The sequence below is a fragment of the Methanosarcina sp. 2.H.A.1B.4 genome, assembly GCF_000979385.1.
Lineage (GTDB): Archaea > Halobacteriota > Methanosarcinia > Methanosarcinales > Methanosarcinaceae > Methanosarcina.
In genome coordinates this window covers 39,086-54,650 of sequence record NZ_JJOV01000094.1, presented here as the reverse complement: position 1 = coordinate 54,650, position 15,565 = coordinate 39,086, and the positions used below count along the sequence as shown (strand labels likewise).

Below are 15,565 nucleotides of genomic sequence, written 5' to 3'. Positions count from 1 at the left end.
CTTTCAGATCCTCCTTCTCAGGTTAACCTTTTGAACCCGGCAGTTACAATGGGCCCATTTAACAAATCGTGAACACTGTTCTCTTCTATTGCTTTTTTTATTTTTCCGAAGACTTCATCCACATTTTCCATATATCTCCCTACACAATCTTCATCGTGGCAGTATGAGACATACACAGCCTTTGAGGCCAGATATCCTCTCTCTAGCATTTCCTGGGTGAATAAAGTATGAAGGGCAGGAGATTCTTCACAATCAAAACCAAAATGTGTAAGTGGGAGAATACCTTCAATATTTATTGTCAAATTATGTTCTTTAGCAATTTTATTCCATCCCTCATTGATGAGATTTCCAATACGAGACAGATGAGCTGGAACATCATTATCCTCCATTTTATGGATTGTGACTAGAGAAGCAGCCGGTCCAACCCTGTCTGTCCAGTAAGTACTGCTAATGAATGTATCCTGGGCTACGTTCATTACCTCATGCCTTCCAACGATTGCGGCCATCGGAAAACCATTGCTCATCGCTTTTCCATATACGGCAATGTCAGGCTGGACATTGTAAACAGAATGGGCCCCTCCTACATTTAAACGCCATCCTGCGGTTATTTCATCAAATATGAGCACGGCACCTATTTCATCCGCAATCTTTCTGACCCTCCCTAAAAAATCGTCTTCTGGTTCATGGTTGCGGATAGGTTCCATTACGATAACACCTACATCATTTTTTTCAATGATATCTTCCAGCTCATTTATGTGGTTGTAATTAAAAGGCAGTGCAGTACCTTTCAGACCTCTGGGCACTCCCGCAGGCTGCAAACCGGGCAACAGGTGCCCGTCAAGATTTGCATCATCGGCAAGATTTGCTGCAAGGTACCAGTCCTGCCATCCGTGGTATCCGCAAAAAGCGATTTTTTCTTTTCCGGTGTATGCACGGGCAATTCTTACGGCAATGGCCATTGCTTCTCCCCCGGTCTTTGCATACCTTACCATCTCGGCCCAGGGGTTAAGTTTCAATAACAGTTCCGCAAGTTCGACTTCCTCGGCACAGTTTAAAGTTGACATAGATCCGAGATCAACGGCTTTTTTAACCGCTTCATTAACATCGTCATCCGCATAGCCAAGAATACAGGTTCCAATCCCCATGATAGACATATCAACAAATCTGTTCCCATCGAGGTCCCAGACTTCAACCCCTTTTGCTTTTTTGTAATATGAGGGCCATTGCTCCGGTAAAAATTGATCCGGACGCTTCGAGAGCAGTTGAGTGCCGCCAGGAATGATTTCTTTTGCTTTATGCCATAAATTTATTCCATTTTGAGTGTTCATAACTTTTTCACTTTGTCCTTATTAAGTGATTTTATGTACCCTGCATTTCTTTTGATATCGGAGTTGATGCTTACCAATTCAGGATATTCATCTAGCAGTTTAAGAATATCTGTCATATAAAACATTTCAGAATCTAATTCCTTAAAAGCTCCATATATTTGTTTAATAAGTTCGAAGTCTTCTACCTGATCCAGGGTCCATCTATGAGCGGATAGATCTTTTACATTTTCCACGTTTCCAACTTTGAACAGGTCTTTATGTTTCCTTATATAGGGGGTTACATGCTCCCTTTCAGAAACCAGTGAGGCATTACTCCAAGCTTTTTCAAGAGCCTCAAATGAAAAGATTTCCACGTCAATTCCATCCGGGTAGGTAGGAGGATCGATATTGCTGATGTAATCATAATTTCCCCTGCGGTATTTTTCTATAACCAGATCTATGACTGAAGGATCATGCAGAGGACAATCTGCGGTAATTCTAATGATATTTTCTATATTGAATTTTTTAGCACACAGATAATAGCGATCCAGAACATCATCTTCCGAACCTCTAAAAACTGAAATGCCATTTTCCTTGCAAAATTTTTCAATATCATTGTCTTCATGGTTTGTGGTTGTAGCTACAACAAACCCATCAATCAATTGTGATTTAGAAACTCGATTCGCTACATGCCACAGTATAGGTTTTCCTGAGATCTCCAGCATAACTTTCCCGGGCAACCTCGTAGACCCCATTCGGGCTTGGATAACGGCAACTGTATGCAAGGCTTTACCTCCAGTTCATGGGCAGGATTATCTTTTCATCATCTTCTCTAAAAGATAGGAGTTCAGGCATGATCGGCTTAATTTTATCAGTGTGTTCCGATGATGTAAGAAGCTCTTTCAAGTTTTCTATGCTATCAACCCCTACAACAACCCTGTCCACATTATCATTGAGAACCGCAAAATTAAGGAGAAGAGATGCAAGAGAGAAATCCGTTCCTTTTGAGATCTCATTAAGCCTCTTGATTTTATCCTTCACTTTGTCAAAATCCTCCCCTAATTCTGAGGGAGCTTTAAATATCAGTCCCTGCAGGAATACCGACCTGACATAAACCTCAATTTTTTTTTCGTTAAGTATCGAAAAATAGCTTCCGAACCTCTGGTCAAAAATACTGTATGGGATCTGGATGATATCAAATAGTATTTCGTTATCCAGAAGGTAATCGAGTTCAGAGGGATAATAAAGGGAAAAACCTATCTTGCTAATTTTTCCTTCAGATTTCATTCTGACCAGAACATTCCAAATTTCGGGATTATCCATGTAATTCTGGAAACTGTGAATGTAGTAGCCATAAAGTGAGTTCAAAGCAAGCCGATTTATGGAGGTGTCGAATATGTCTCCCACATCCTCCGGCTCACACACCGGCAGTTTGGAGATAATCTTCAGTTCACGACCGGTTGTATTTATAAATTCCCCTATTACTGATTCACTCTCTCCATAGGCATACGCGGTATCCAAAATATCTATTCCGGATTCAAAAGCTGTTTCTAGGATCTTGAATACCTCATTTCGGGGAATTTTACCTCTCTTATTATTGATACCGTAATCCATTCCGAACTGAGCAGTTCCCAGTACCATTTTATTCTTCTTCATACAAAGCCCTTGATCGTTTCAATTACATATTGTAGCTGGGTAAACTCCATTTTCGGAAATATAGGAAGTGTAATTATATTTTTGAACACTTCCTCAGTTATGGGGAACTCCGTACTGCATATGTCGAAATTATTGCGGTAATAAGAGAAATTATATATCGGGATATAGTGAACATTCACGCCAACCCCATTCCCTCTCATATATTTGAAAAACTTGTCGCGGTCAACACCTTTAAGGAGAACCGTATAGAGGTGCCATCCGGAAGTCACAACGCCTTTGATGGATGGAGTTTCAATGAATTCAATATTATCCAAAAGTTCATTATAGAGATTTGCGATCTCTGTCCTCTTCTCAATGAACCCATCTAATTTTTTCAGCTGAGAAATCCCCAGAGCTGCCTGGATATCCGTCATACGATAATTCCTTCCAAGCATTTTCATATCATAGGCCCAGCTCGCATCAGGCCCATATCTCTCAGTTGCACTTTTATCAATACCATGACTATGGAGGAGACGAGCCCTTTCTTCGAGTTCGGAATTATTTGTAACAACGGCGCCTCCTTCTCCAGTGGTAATCGGCTTAACCGGGTGAAAGCTGAAAATCGTGAGGTCGGCAAAACTACCTATCTTTTTCCCGTAATAACTGGCTCCGAGAGCATGGCAAGCGTCTTCAATGAGATAAAGGTTATATTCTTCTGCGATTTCCTTAATTTCCTTGATATCACAAGGGTGCCCTGCATAGTCAACGTAACTTATAGCCCTTGTTTTAGGGGTAATTTTGCGTCGGATATCCTCAGGGTCGATATTCCGGGTATCTTTTTGTATGTCTGCAAATATCGGCTTGAGACGGTTATAGAGAAGTGCGTTGCTGGTAGCTGCGAAGGTAAAAGGTGTGGTAATTACTTCAGATCCTTCTGGAAGATCCAGTGCTCCTACAGCGATATCTAGGGCGCTTGTTCCGCTGTTTACTGCCACAGAGTGCTTGCATCCCACGTATTTACAGAGGGCGTTCTCAAACTCCCCAACCTTCGGACCTGTAGTCAGCCAATCACTACCCAGCACTTTCATAACTTCTTCTTTATCTTCTTCATCAATCCATTGAAGTCCATAGGGAATCATATGGTAACCTCATAGGGAACTGTGTCTTCCTTATCTTCTGGGTTTTTACTGAAAACCATCAAACTTGCCTCATGTTCCCAGTTATTTTTTACTGCATGAGCTACAAAAGGTGGAATGTATATCATCTCGTATTCTTTGGTATGTGTATCCAGAATTAGTTTCTCTTTTTCACCTGAAATAACATTCTTAAGATGTAGCTCGATCTTTCCGGAAGCCGGTGCGATCCATTCTTCTTTATTCTTGTGGTAGTGGTTGGCCCTGACCTTTCCAGGATTCACAGATACCAGATAAGTGTGTATACAGTTGAAAGGCTCATCATCATAATTCATTGAGACCAGTTCAGAGAGCCAACCGTCTTCTCTTGTATGTTTAACTCGTGACAATTTCTTGAAGAGCATCTGATCAGCACATTCTTTTGAGTTCTTCTTTGGTAAGCCATTTATCATTGATATCACTTGAATATCTGTACCCCTGTGGAAGAGATTTACCGTCCATATGGTTTTCTTTATCCCAGAATGCAAACTCCGGCTCAATTATGAAATAATCCGAAAATTCTTTTGCATGCCTTGCTTCATCTTCGGTGATCATAATTTCATGAAGCTTTTCACCGGGCCTTATGCCAACAATTTCTTTCTTTGCTTCAGGAGCAATCGCCTCTGCAAGATCCATCATCCTCATACTGGGTATTTTGGGGACGAAAATTTCTCCGCCTTGCATTCTTTCTATTGAATTAAGGACGAAGTTAACTCCCTGATCTAGAGTTAACCAGAAACGTGTCATTCTCTCATCTGTGATAGTCAAAACACCTTTTTTCTTTTGCTCCTGGAAAAGAGGAATAACACTACCTCGGCTACCAATAACATTCCCATATCTTACGCAGCTGAATCTTGTATTTCTTTTGCCGGTGTACGTGTTCCCCTGAATAAACATCTTTTCAGCCACCATTTTAGTTGCTCCGTAAAGGTTCACGGGGTGTACGGCCTTATCTGTACTAATTGCTATTACTTTCTCTACCGAGTTATCGATAGCAGCGTCAATTATGTTTATGGCGCCGTCAATATTTGTTCTTACAGCTTCAATAGGGTTATACTCACAGGCAGGGACTTGCTTCAAGGCAGCGGCGTGAACTACAATATCTACCCCGTTCATTGCGCGGTAGAGTCTGTCACGATCCCTTACATCGCCTATCAAAAATCTAATATTTTTATCCTTGAACTTTTGATCCATCAGATATTGATTATATTCTCCTCTTGAATAGATTCGAATACTTTTTGGTTTATGTTTAAGGATCATTTCTGTAAATTTATTTCCAAATGATCCAGTTCCTCCAGTCAACAGAATTGTTTTATTTTCAAATAATGACCTTTTTTCATTTTCATCCATATTTTTCACAATCCTAAATAGTGTAATTAGCTAATTTGGATTTCATTCATCTAAATCTTCTCAAGCCAAGCTGTCTCAAAACTCGGTTTAGTTTTACAATTAAGATAAATTAAATTATAACTCGGAATTTACTTAAAAGTAAATTTTCAAATAATATTCATAAATAATATCAGATTGTCTACCTTTCCAACGCTTTCGTTAAATTTTCACACAAAGTACTCCAAATTATGAAATACTTAGGAATGATTCAAATATAACATAAAGGATTTTTGTTGCTAAGAATGATTATTTGGGGAAATGGAACTATAGAGCAATTCCCAAACTGAAAAATTGAAGTTATATTTTGATCATTCCTTAATACAATTCTTAACGTTTTTTAGCAATTACCCACATATGTGAAGATAAACCATTATTTGCTAGAAAATCCTGAAAACTTTCACCGACATTTCCCCATTTTTCGATAAGAATCTGTTTCAAGAATGGGTGGTTTGATACTTCAAAATCGCCACTAAGAATTTTATTCCTTACTAATTCTGCATCAAGCTTGCCTGGTGTTATGATTTCTAGGACTTCAAATCCCGTATTTTCAAGAAGACGAGTTATAGAATCTGGATGAAAATAGTTGACGTGGTTTGGCCCTCCAATGTTTTCAGACAGTTTGCTTAGTACCTGCAAATCAAATCCTCTAATGTTAGGTGTTGTGAATATGAAAAGTCCTTTTGGACGGAGGATTCTTCTGCACGTTAGAAGGAAATCTTTGGGCCAGAATAGATGTTCAATGAGTTCAAAATTTGTAACCACGTCTGCTTTTTCTAGTTCGTCATCTCTAATTTCTTCAATTGATTTTGCTATGACGTTTAAATCTTTTTGGAGACATGATTTAGCGAGATCTGTAGATGGCTCGATGACTATTACCTCATTGAACATATTTAATTTTTTAATCTCTTGGCCGAAAGTGCCGAATCCTGCGCCAACATCAATAAGAACTTTAGTTCTGATTTCATATTTCCTGCATAATTCTACAATTTTTTTTGCCCGCGGGGCGAAAATTTGATTTCTTCTATGTTCTTCAGATTGGGGAAATATATAATCATTCCAATGTTTTATACTGTTAGAGCATTTGTAAAAATTTACCAACATTTCTAAAGTGGGTCTTGGATTAATAAATACGGTACCACATTCTACACAAGAAACAAATGTAAATCCGTTTTTGTCAAAAATAAATTTATTTTTAGTACATTCGCACGCAGGGCATGGAATTTGTACAAAATCTTTTCTTTGGGTTAATAGTTCATGAACGTCTTTTATGTGTAATTCATGATTATCACGCATTAATACCTCTGGCCTAATGTTTTCTTCTTTCATATCACAAATCTCCCATTTTTCACACGGAGCATGTCCTAAAACTATTTCATTGGTCATCAGTTAAGGAATTTTCATGCCTTTATGTATCGATTTTGGAACCGAAATTAGTTCATAATTTTGGACTCCAAACCTAAAATCAATACCTTGTTCCACCCCTCTAAGAAGTCTAAATTATAGAGAACTGTTTAGAAGATGGGGGCAATTTATCATGATTCCTCACTTAGAGCCTATCCGAAAAGTGGTTACCTGCTATAACTTTTACAATATCAATATGCAAAACCGGAACGGATACTCTGATATTATAGACCTACTGTGACTTTTCAATATACAGTACTGACTTTTCGGATAGGCTCTTAACAGAAGACACATGCTCACCAATCTGTTTAATCTGCCATTGTAAAGGCATAACTAAGAGGCCATCGCACCGTGACTTAAAAGGACATAATGCAAAACTTCCTCCATTTGCCTCAACAATTTCAAAATAAATATTACGCTGTAAATCAAATGCTCTAACTCTAAGTGTCGACAATCCTATTACCAATTCAAAATAACAAATCTGGGTGAGTATAGTTCTCAGAAATTTCCTTTTCCATAGGTTTTAATTTGATACTGCCTTCATTTCCCAGCAACTCTTTGAAATAGTTAATTGTCTTTTTTAAACCTTCTTCTAATTTTTCATCTGGCCTCCAGTCAAGTTCTTTGATTGCCAGATCAATATTCGGTTTGCGTTTTAGTGGATCATCTTCCGGCAAAGGTTTATAGATAAGTTTACTATTTGAATCAGTTAGCTCAATTACTTTCTGTGCAAGTTCTAAAATTGTGAATTCCTCAGGGTTTCCAATATTTACCGGCCCCGTTAAACCTTCACGAGAGTTCATCATACGGATTATGCCTTCAATTAAGTCGTCAACATAGCAAAAACTTCGGGTCTGTGTACCTTCTCCGTAAATGGTTATGTTTTCGTCCTTAAGTGCCTGCACAATGAAATTACTCACCACTCTCCCATCGTTTGGGTGCATCCTGGGGCCATAGGTATTAAAAATTCGCACCACTTTTATATTCAAGTCATATTGGCGTCTGTAATCGAAAAAAAGTGTTTCAGCGCATCTTTTCCCTTCGTCATAGCATGCCCGTGGGCCAATGGAATTTACGTTACCTCGATATTCTTCTGACTGGGGATGGACCTGTGGGTCACCATAAACTTCTGAAGTTGAAGCCTGCAAAATCTTTGCATTCAATCTCTTTGCAAGATCCAGCATATTGATTGCGCCCATTACTGAGGTTTTTGTTGTTTGAACCGGATCAAACTGATAATGGACAGGACTAGCTGGACAGGCGAGATTATAAATTTCATCTACTTCCACGGAAAGTGGGAAATTAATGTCATGGCGAATAACCTCAAAATAAGGATTGTTCATGAGGTGAACAATATTTCTTTTTTTGCCAGTGAAGAAATTATCTACACATATAACTTCATGCCCTTCACTTAATAGGCGTTCACATAGATGTGAACCTAAAAATCCAGCTCCTCCTGTGACTAAAATTTGTTTCCTCATATAAAATTCCTTCTTATTGCTTTATAATTTCGACTGAATATACCACTCATAAGTTCGTTCAATCCCTTTCTTCAAAGAAATCCTGGCTTTCCACCCAAGGCCATTCAGTTTTGTAACGTCCATCAGTTTTCGAGGAGTGCCATCGGGTTTTGAAGTCTCATACTTAATCTTCCCTTCAAACCCTACAACCTCTTTTATCAGTTCCACGAGTTCATTGATTGTAACATCCTCTCCAACCCCGATATTCACAAACTCGCCTATTTCAGAAAAATCATAATTTTCCATCAAATACACACATGCATCCGCCATATCGTCCACATGCATGAACTCTCTAAGTGGCTTTCCTGTACCCCAAACAACCACTTCTGGTTTGTTATTCACCTTGGCTTCATGGAATTTCCTGATCAGAGCAGGCATCACATGTGAAGTTTCCAGATCAAAATTATCATTTGGTCCGTAGAGGTTGGTCGGCATTACCGAGATGAAGTTGGCACCATACTGCTGGTTGTAGTGTTTGCAGAGCCTGATTCCTGCTATCTTGGCTATTGCATAGGCTTCGTTGGTTTCTTCGAGGGTTCCGGTTAATAGATATTCTTCTTTGAGAGGCTGTGGAGCTAACTTTGGATAGATACAGGAAGAACCAAGGAAAAGTAGCTTTTTTACTCCGTACTTATAGGAGGCATGGATGATGTTTGATTCGATCATCAAATTCTCATAGATGAATTGAGCTGGGTAGGTGCTGTTGGCAAGGATTCCGCCCACTTTTGCTGCGGCTAAGAAGACGTATTCGGGTTTTTCCTGTTCGAAGAATTCGTTTACTGCCTGCTGGTTGGTGAGGTCGAGTTCTTTGTGGGTGCGGAAGAGCAGGTTGGTGTAACCTTTTGATTCAAGTTTTCTTTTCAGGGCTGAACCTACAAGGCCGCGGTGGCCGGCTACATATATTTTTGATCCTTTTTCCATCTGATCGCCTTTGGGGGTTAAAGGAGAAATTTTAGGAGAGGGGTTTGCTGTCTGTCCCAGCAACTTTTATAAGCTCTTCAAATTTAACGGGTTTTCAGCTATGTTTTCTTTAAGTTCCTGACAGGCTGATAGTTTTTCAGAGGGGTAATTTTTCAGGACTTCTTCCTCATCGGATTTTATCATTATTTTTACCAGTTCTCCCATTTTGACTTTTGATTGCCAGCCAAGTTTTTCTCTGGCTTTTGAGGGGTCTCCGATGAGGAGTTCTACTTCAGTTGGCCTGTAATATCCAGGATCTATTTCAACTATGATTTTGCCTGTACTGGCATCGATTCCTACTTCTTCTATCCCTTCTCCCTGCCAGATGACCTCTATTCCTAACTCTTTGAATGTAAGTTCCGTAAATTCCCTCACCGAGTGGGTTTCGCCTGTTGCTATAACGTAATCGTCGGGGGTTTCCTGCTGGAGCATGAGCCACATGGCTTCTACATAGTCTTTTGCAAAGCCCCAGTCCCTTTTTGCATCAAGGTTTCCAAGGTAAAGCCTTTCCTGCATGCCGTATTTTATCTTTGCAGCAGCCATCGTGATTTTTCTTGTGACGAAAGTTTCGCCGCGGACCGGGGATTCGTGGTTGAAGAGGATACCATTACATGCGAAAATTCCGTAGGCTTCCCGGTAGTTGATTGTGATCCAGTAGGCGTACAGCTTGGCTGCCGCATAGGGGCTTCTTGGGTAAAATGGAGTTGTTTCTTTCTGGGGGATTTCCTGGACTTTTCCGTAAAGTTCGCTGGTTGAAGCCTGGTAGAATTTTGTTTTATTTTCAAGGCCGAGGATGCGGATTGCTTCAAGGAGCCTGAGGGTTCCAAGGCCGTCGGAATTTGCGGTATATTCCGGGGTCTCAAAAGAAACCTGGACGTGGCTCTGGGCGGCAAGGTTATAGATCTCGTCAGGCTTGACTTCCTGAATAATACGGATAAGGTTGGTTGAATCGGTCAGGTCGCCGTAGTGCATGAAAAAATTCACATTTCTCTCATGAGGGTCTTTGTAAAGATGATCTATTCTTGCAGTGTTGAAAGAAGAGGATCTCCGCTTAATTCCATGCACAATATATCCTTTATTCAAAAGAAACTCAGCCAGGTATGCACCGTCCTGACCTGTAATCCCGGTGATTAAGGCGACTTTTTCCATATTATTACCCTGGTTTACTTAGTAACAATTAGTAGGGGGATCAAAGCTTTATAAATATTTTGCTAAACTACTGTCTGGATATCTGTCGGGACATTCATCTTCTCCCATATCCGTCAAACCTTCCATATCCCTTCTTCCATAAGCTCTCCGAACTGCACCTCTATAATCTTCATGGGACACATATCCCGGCTGAAAGGCCAGGTCCCTGCCCCTGAACCACCTGCAAGAATTATTGAATTGAAGCCTGTCATCTCCTGTATGTATATATTTAGAAACGTATTCAATAGAAGTGTATAAAGACTTCTGGAATAAAGGGTTTATATACATGTCAGAAAATATTTTTGTAGCAGGTCAATATATGTGGGAAGTTATTAAATAAGTTTTGCCTGAACTCCCGGACGAGTGTTAACTGAGTTGTTTTACCTGAGTTATTAAGATCGTGAAAAATGAGGGTTCTTGACTACGATAATTCAAATCATGCCAAAAAATTAATTCAGTTGGGGCATTTTATCTGGAATATACTTATCAAGTTGGTGACAAATTGGTGACAAGTTGAAGACAAGTTGATGACAAGTTGAAGCTTCGTAAAATCAATATTTTTTTTACTAAGATCTCGAAGAGTCATGCTTATTTTGACCATTTCATTCGGGGAAGCGTTTCCGGTTATTTTTGCCCCCTTTACTTATTCGAAAATATTGACATAATCTAATCCGCCTGGGCACATTATCTACGAAATGCACATAATACATTTGTATATATACGGCTCCATTTATGGGTGATACCCAAGCCGCATGGACGAGGTTCATCGCATAGAACTTGCCGGTGTCATTTTTACATAGGAAAAAAGCATAGCGGACAGCAGATTCTTCCGGGGGTGGATTGCTTCAAGGAATGAAGTAGCTTCTTCTTCTGACCGGACTGTGAAGAAAGTTCATCTAAAACCCAAAAAACTTTGGAATTGGGATAAATGGCATGTCTCCCCATAACATTTCAAGCTTATTTATATTCATTTAATATGTTTATATAATACTTGAACAATTACCTTTCATTTCTTTATGCGGCAACCAGGCAGTAAGGAACCATTAATGCGCCAGCGGGATGTGAGGTTGAACCGGACTGGAAAAAAGTAATCAGGGGAATGGAGCCGGAAGTCTTTAATGTTTTAACATCAGGTAGTTCGCTGCAGCATGAGATCTCTGTGCAAATATTAAAAATGACTAATATAAATAAGAAAGAATAATATAGGTACTGTTCCAAATTTAATTCTTATATTGAAAAATGTAGAAAATTGAAAGGAAATCCCATGAAAATTCTTGTGATACCTACTACTGATTGGATCAGGCACCCTTTTCCGAATCGACTTAACTTCATATTTGATATTCTTGCAGAAAAACATGAAGTGTATGTACTGCATTTCAACCTGGAGAATTTCAGAAATAACAGACCAAGAAAAACAGCTTGCAAACTTGTAGATACAAAATTTATAGATGTGGGAGATCCTTCTTTATATTACTTATTAAACTGGCCAGAGCATTTATTGGAAATGAGAAAAGTAATAAAAAAAGAAGGCATAGATGTTGTTCTCTCTGCAAACATCCTTCCATCATTTATAATTAATTTTTTAAATGTGCCTGTTGTTTTTGACTATCTGGACCACTTAGAGGAATCTGCTTCAATATATTACCCAGACTCATTTTTTGGAAAAATTGTTAAGAATGGGGTAAGGCAAATTACAAGGTATAATTTAAGACATGCAACTTCCGTTATAACCGTAACCCGGGAACTCAAAAATTTTCTGGAAGGTATAAGGGTCAAAAATATAGAAGTAATTCCTAATGGAGTAAATTGTAACCTTTTAAGACCTCTCCCAAAAGAGGAGGCAAAAAAGGAATTGGGCTTAAAAGGTGCTGTCATAGGATATGTAGGGTCACTTGAGCACTGGGTAGATCTTGAAATGGTTGTAGAATCACTCCCTGATCTGGAAGTAAGCCTTCTGGTTGTGGGTCCGGGGCTGTTTACAGATTACGGTGATAAGATCAAAGAGCTGGCAAACAAGCTGGGAGTTTCGGAAAAAATCACATTTACAGGAGCAGTGCCCTACGAGGATTTAGGCCCTTATATTTCAGCTATGGATATAGGGCTCAATACACTGAAAAAAATGGATAAAAACGAATACGCAGCTGGAGGAAAGGTGTTTAATTACCTGGCTTGCGGAAGACCCGTGTTATCCAGCAGGACAATTTCCCTTGTAAGAATGCTCGGAGATGACTTATATTACTACGATGATAAAGATGGATTCATCCGTGAGGTAAAAAGGATTCTGGAGACTCCGACTAATGAGGATAGATATAGAGAAATTGCAAAGACTTTTGACTGGGAAGTCCTTGCCAGAAAATATGAAGAGGTCTTGAGGAAATCCATATGAGAATTTTATTGCTTGCTAACCAGCCCGAACATACCATAAGGCTCAAGATGTTCCAGAGTACCCTTGAAGAACTGGGATATGACACGCTCATCCCCAAATTTAATACCAGAAACTGGATACAGATCTCAGGCCTTGCCAAACAATTCATAAAAAAAGAAAAACCAGATGTAATTCACATTTTTAATGTGCCGGATATAATATATCACGATTTGTCTAAATTAAAAGGAACTTACTACAAAAAGATGATCTATGACTACAGGTCTCCCTGGGGTATTGAACTTGAAATGAATTTAGGGGCTCCCAGCAGGGTGATGGCTGAATATTTTGAAAAAAAAATGGCAACAAGTGCGGACCTTATAACCACGGTAAACGGGCCTCTGGGAGAAAAAGTAAAAACATATACCGAAAACGAAAAACAAGAGGTATATGAGGTCCCGAATTACCCCAAAAATAGTTTTTTGACGGGAGAGGATCTGGCAGAAGATGGAGCCATAACATTTCTGGGGAGGGTTTGCGAGCAGGAAGGGATAGGAAATTTCCTGAATCTGGCAAAAAAGTATCCTGATGAAAAATTCAGGATCGTGGGAGACGGCCCCTTTTCAAAGTGGCATTTGGCAAAAAAATCCCCTAATGTAGAATTTCTGGGATGGCAACCTCATGAGAAGGTAGCAGGGATAGTCAAAAAAGCCAGAATATGTATGATACCCAGAAAAGAAAATAATTTGACCCCTTATTCGACGGATAAAAGCATCTGGAAACTAAACGAATACCTGAACCTTGGGAAACTGGTAATAGCCTCGGGGATCACGAAGGAAGAGGACAGAAAAAACCTGCTGATTGTAAAAAGTTCTGAACTCGAAAATGCTGTCCGAGAGTATCTTGACAAAAAACCAGAGAAATTGAACTCTGAAGATTATCGTTTCTGGGAGTCAAACACCAGGAAAATAAAAGAAGTTTATGAAAAAATCCAGTCAACTACCCACCAATAAATTGGCAGGCATGTAATAGTGCTTCGGTTGACCAGCTTAAGTATTAATTTACTACGTTGGATTTGTCATAACACCTACAGGTGCTTCCTCAGCTTGTAGCTCTGTTGTATAATATTAAAAGTTCTGTCGGGTAGGAACGGTGTATTATGCTTAACAAGCATTTCCAACATTAGCGAGAGGAGACACGAAAGTGCGTTACCGGAAGCAGGATTCATCTTACTTCTGAGATAGGAGAAATTCAATTATGATCTTTGTATTAAACAAAAACAAACAACCGTTAAGCCCCTGTCATTCAGCAGTTGCCAGAAAATTGCTGAAAACAGGAAAAGCGGTTATTCATAAAAAATATCCATTCACAATTCGACTAAAAGAGTTGAAAACCTCTATAAATAAAGTTGAATTCCGATTAAAAATAGACTATGGAAGCCGACATACAGGTTTAGCTATCTTAAATGGTTCTAAAGTAATTGGGCTTGCTCACATCCATCACAAAACCAGTATTAAAAGCAATATGGATAACCGCAGAGCAATGCGGAGAACTCGACGAAATAGAACAACCAGGTATAGAAAACCCAGATTCAACAACAGAAAACGAAAAGAACATTGGCTTCCCCCATCCCTGCAAAGCAGGGTAGACAACATCCAAAATTGGGTTAATAGACTGCAAAAACTGTGTCCTTTGACTCATATTTCATATGAAAATGTTAAGTTTGACACTCAGATAATGCAAAATCCTGAAATTTCAGGTATTGAATATCAGCAAGGAGAACTTCAGGGGTATGAAGTCCGAGAGTATCTCCTTGAAAAATGGAATAGAAAATGTGCATATTGCGGAGCAGAAAATGTTCCGCTTGAAATAGAGCATATCATACCAAAAGCGAGACATGGAACGAGCAGAGTTTCCAATTTGACATTAGCTTGCAGAACCTGCAATGAAGCAAAAGGGACTAAGACAGCAGAAGAATTTGGGTATCCTGAGATTCAAAAACAAGCAAGGAAAACACTAAAAGACGCTGCACTTGTCACAGCTACAAGATGGAAAGTATATAATGTTCTTTCCAAACCTGCACTCAATATCGAGTGTGGCACAGGTGCAAGGACGAAGATGAATAGAATACGGTTGAATCTACCCAAAGATCATCATTTTGATGCAATTTGTGTTGGTGCTTCAACACCAAATAAAATAATATTCAAAACAAACCAGGTTCTACACATAAAAGCAAAAGGTAGAGGATCACATTGCAGAACCAATCTTGATAAGTACGGATTTCCGAGAGGGTATCTGAGTAGACAAAAGAGTTTCTTTGGATTCCAGACAGGAGATATTGTTAAAGCAGTTGTGCCGAAAGGAAAATACAAAGGAATTCATTTTGGTGCTGTAGCTTGTAGAAAAACAGGTTATTTTGATATTAAAAATAAAGAAGGTGTTAGAATAGTGCAGGGAATCAATCATAAATATTGCAATATTTTGAGTAGAGCAGATGGATACGAATATGCCACAGAGCATTTGGAAGTTGACGGAATTCCTCCTATGACTAAAGTCATAGGCGTCCTTCCTTAATTTATCGTGAAGATTGGAAATTTAAATAAAAATTAGAGATTATATACTTCGCTGGCA

Annotated in this window: 14 protein-coding genes; 3 read left to right on the top strand and 11 right to left on the bottom strand. The window is 39.2% G+C overall.

All coding sequences use genetic code 11. The features are described from left to right. Positions 1 to 17: 17 nt before the first annotated feature. The 11 genes from EO92_RS18345 to EO92_RS18020 all read right to left on the bottom strand — a co-directional run bounded on the left by EO92_RS18345 (position 18) and on the right by EO92_RS18020 (position 10,817). Positions 18 to 1,328 carry an aminotransferase class III-fold pyridoxal phosphate-dependent enzyme gene (locus tag EO92_RS18345; RefSeq protein WP_048173273.1) on the bottom strand — a complete coding sequence of 437 codons (1,311 nt, stop codon included), beginning with the start codon at positions 1,326 to 1,328 and terminating at the stop codon, positions 18 to 20. After that, entirely contained in the window at positions 1,325 to 2,092 is a 768-nt protein-coding gene (locus EO92_RS18340; protein ID WP_200896793.1) for a cytidylyltransferase domain-containing protein, read from the bottom strand. The genes EO92_RS18345 and EO92_RS18340 overlap by 4 nt, the downstream gene beginning before the upstream one ends. A gap of 4 nt (positions 2,093 to 2,096) precedes the next feature. Continuing rightward, complete coding sequence (locus EO92_RS16300; protein WP_048173271.1) at positions 2,097 to 2,963, bottom strand: aldo/keto reductase; 867 nt, start codon at positions 2,961 to 2,963, stop codon at positions 2,097 to 2,099. Continuing rightward, positions 2,960 to 4,081 (bottom strand): UDP-4-amino-4,6-dideoxy-N-acetyl-beta-L-altrosamine transaminase, encoded by a 1,122-nt coding sequence (pseC, locus tag EO92_RS16295; protein WP_048173268.1) that lies wholly within the window; start codon positions 4,079 to 4,081, stop codon positions 2,960 to 2,962. The genes EO92_RS16300 and pseC overlap by 4 nt, the downstream gene beginning before the upstream one ends. Next, positions 4,078 to 4,527: a WxcM-like domain-containing protein gene (locus tag EO92_RS16290; protein ID WP_048173265.1), complete on the bottom strand. Its 450-nt coding sequence runs from the start codon at positions 4,525 to 4,527 to the stop codon at positions 4,078 to 4,080. The genes pseC and EO92_RS16290 overlap by 4 nt, the downstream gene beginning before the upstream one ends. Beyond that, positions 4,484 to 5,464, bottom strand: a complete 981-nt coding sequence (gene pseB / locus EO92_RS16285; protein ID WP_048173262.1) for a UDP-N-acetylglucosamine 4,6-dehydratase (inverting) — start codon at positions 5,462 to 5,464, stop codon at positions 4,484 to 4,486. Before pseB ends, EO92_RS16290 begins: the two co-directional genes overlap by 44 nt. 366 nt (positions 5,465 to 5,830) lie before the next feature. Beyond that, positions 5,831 to 6,886, bottom strand: a complete 1,056-nt coding sequence (locus EO92_RS16280; RefSeq protein ID WP_052734389.1) for a bifunctional 2-polyprenyl-6-hydroxyphenol methylase/3-demethylubiquinol 3-O-methyltransferase UbiG — start codon at positions 6,884 to 6,886, stop codon at positions 5,831 to 5,833. 485 nt (positions 6,887 to 7,371) lie between these two features. Beyond that, positions 7,372 to 8,385, bottom strand: coding sequence for a UDP-glucuronic acid decarboxylase family protein (locus EO92_RS16275; RefSeq protein WP_082108244.1), 1,014 nt, complete (start codon positions 8,383 to 8,385; stop codon positions 7,372 to 7,374). Between the two features lie 21 nt (positions 8,386 to 8,406). After that, on the bottom strand, positions 8,407 to 9,345 hold the full coding sequence (locus tag EO92_RS16270) for a GDP-L-fucose synthase (protein ID WP_048173348.1): 939 nt from the start codon (positions 9,343 to 9,345) through the stop codon (positions 8,407 to 8,409). Positions 9,346 to 9,411: 66 nt separating this feature from the next. Further along, positions 9,412 to 10,533 carry a GDP-mannose 4,6-dehydratase gene (gene gmd, locus EO92_RS16265; RefSeq protein ID WP_048173260.1) on the bottom strand — a complete coding sequence of 374 codons (1,122 nt, stop codon included), beginning with the start codon at positions 10,531 to 10,533 and terminating at the stop codon, positions 9,412 to 9,414. A gap of 113 nt (positions 10,534 to 10,646) precedes the next feature. After that, positions 10,647 to 10,817: a hypothetical protein gene (locus EO92_RS18020; protein ID WP_156165866.1), complete on the bottom strand. Its 171-nt coding sequence runs from the start codon at positions 10,815 to 10,817 to the stop codon at positions 10,647 to 10,649. Positions 10,818 to 11,836: 1,019 nt separating this feature from the next. Here EO92_RS18020 and EO92_RS16260 point away from each other — a divergent pair. The 3 genes from EO92_RS16260 (at position 11,837) to iscB (ending at position 15,508) form a co-directional block, all read left to right on the top strand. Further along, a complete protein-coding gene (locus EO92_RS16260; RefSeq protein WP_048162283.1) occupies positions 11,837 to 12,958 on the top strand; it encodes a glycosyltransferase in 1,122 nt (373 codons plus the stop codon). After that, on the top strand, positions 12,955 to 13,947 hold the full coding sequence (locus EO92_RS16255; RefSeq protein WP_048173257.1) for a glycosyltransferase: 993 nt from the start codon (positions 12,955 to 12,957) through the stop codon (positions 13,945 to 13,947). The genes EO92_RS16260 and EO92_RS16255 overlap by 4 nt, the downstream gene beginning before the upstream one ends. 244 nt (positions 13,948 to 14,191) lie before the next feature. Beyond that, positions 14,192 to 15,508: an RNA-guided endonuclease IscB gene (gene iscB, locus EO92_RS16250; RefSeq protein ID WP_082108242.1), complete on the top strand. Its 1,317-nt coding sequence runs from the start codon at positions 14,192 to 14,194 to the stop codon at positions 15,506 to 15,508. Positions 15,509 to 15,565 lie beyond the last annotated feature (57 nt).

Coding starts and splice junctions, on each gene's coding strand:
- gmd (WP_048173260.1), bottom strand. CDS start 10,533: ATGGAAAAAGTCGCCTTAATCACCGGGATTACAGGTCAGGACGGTGCA.
- EO92_RS18345 (WP_048173273.1), bottom strand. CDS start 1,328: ATGAACACTCAAAATGGAATAAATTTATGGCATAAAGCAAAAGAAATC.
- pseC (WP_048173268.1), bottom strand. CDS start 4,081: ATGATTCCCTATGGACTTCAATGGATTGATGAAGAAGATAAAGAAGAA.
- EO92_RS16275 (WP_082108244.1), bottom strand. CDS start 8,385: ATGAGGAAACAAATTTTAGTCACAGGAGGAGCTGGATTTTTAGGTTCA.
- iscB (WP_082108242.1), top strand. CDS start 14,192: ATGATCTTTGTATTAAACAAAAACAAACAACCGTTAAGCCCCTGTCAT.
- EO92_RS16290 (WP_048173265.1), bottom strand. CDS start 4,527: ATGATAAATGGCTTACCAAAGAAGAACTCAAAAGAATGTGCTGATCAG.
- EO92_RS16300 (WP_048173271.1), bottom strand. CDS start 2,963: ATGAAGAAGAATAAAATGGTACTGGGAACTGCTCAGTTCGGAATGGAT.
- EO92_RS16255 (WP_048173257.1), top strand. CDS start 12,955: ATGAGAATTTTATTGCTTGCTAACCAGCCCGAACATACCATAAGGCTC.
- pseB (WP_048173262.1), bottom strand. CDS start 5,464: ATGGATGAAAATGAAAAAAGGTCATTATTTGAAAATAAAACAATTCTG.
- EO92_RS16270 (WP_048173348.1), bottom strand. CDS start 9,345: ATGGAAAAAGGATCAAAAATATATGTAGCCGGCCACCGCGGCCTTGTA.
- EO92_RS16260 (WP_048162283.1), top strand. CDS start 11,837: ATGAAAATTCTTGTGATACCTACTACTGATTGGATCAGGCACCCTTTT.
- EO92_RS16280 (WP_052734389.1), bottom strand. CDS start 6,886: ATGACCAATGAAATAGTTTTAGGACATGCTCCGTGTGAAAAATGGGAG.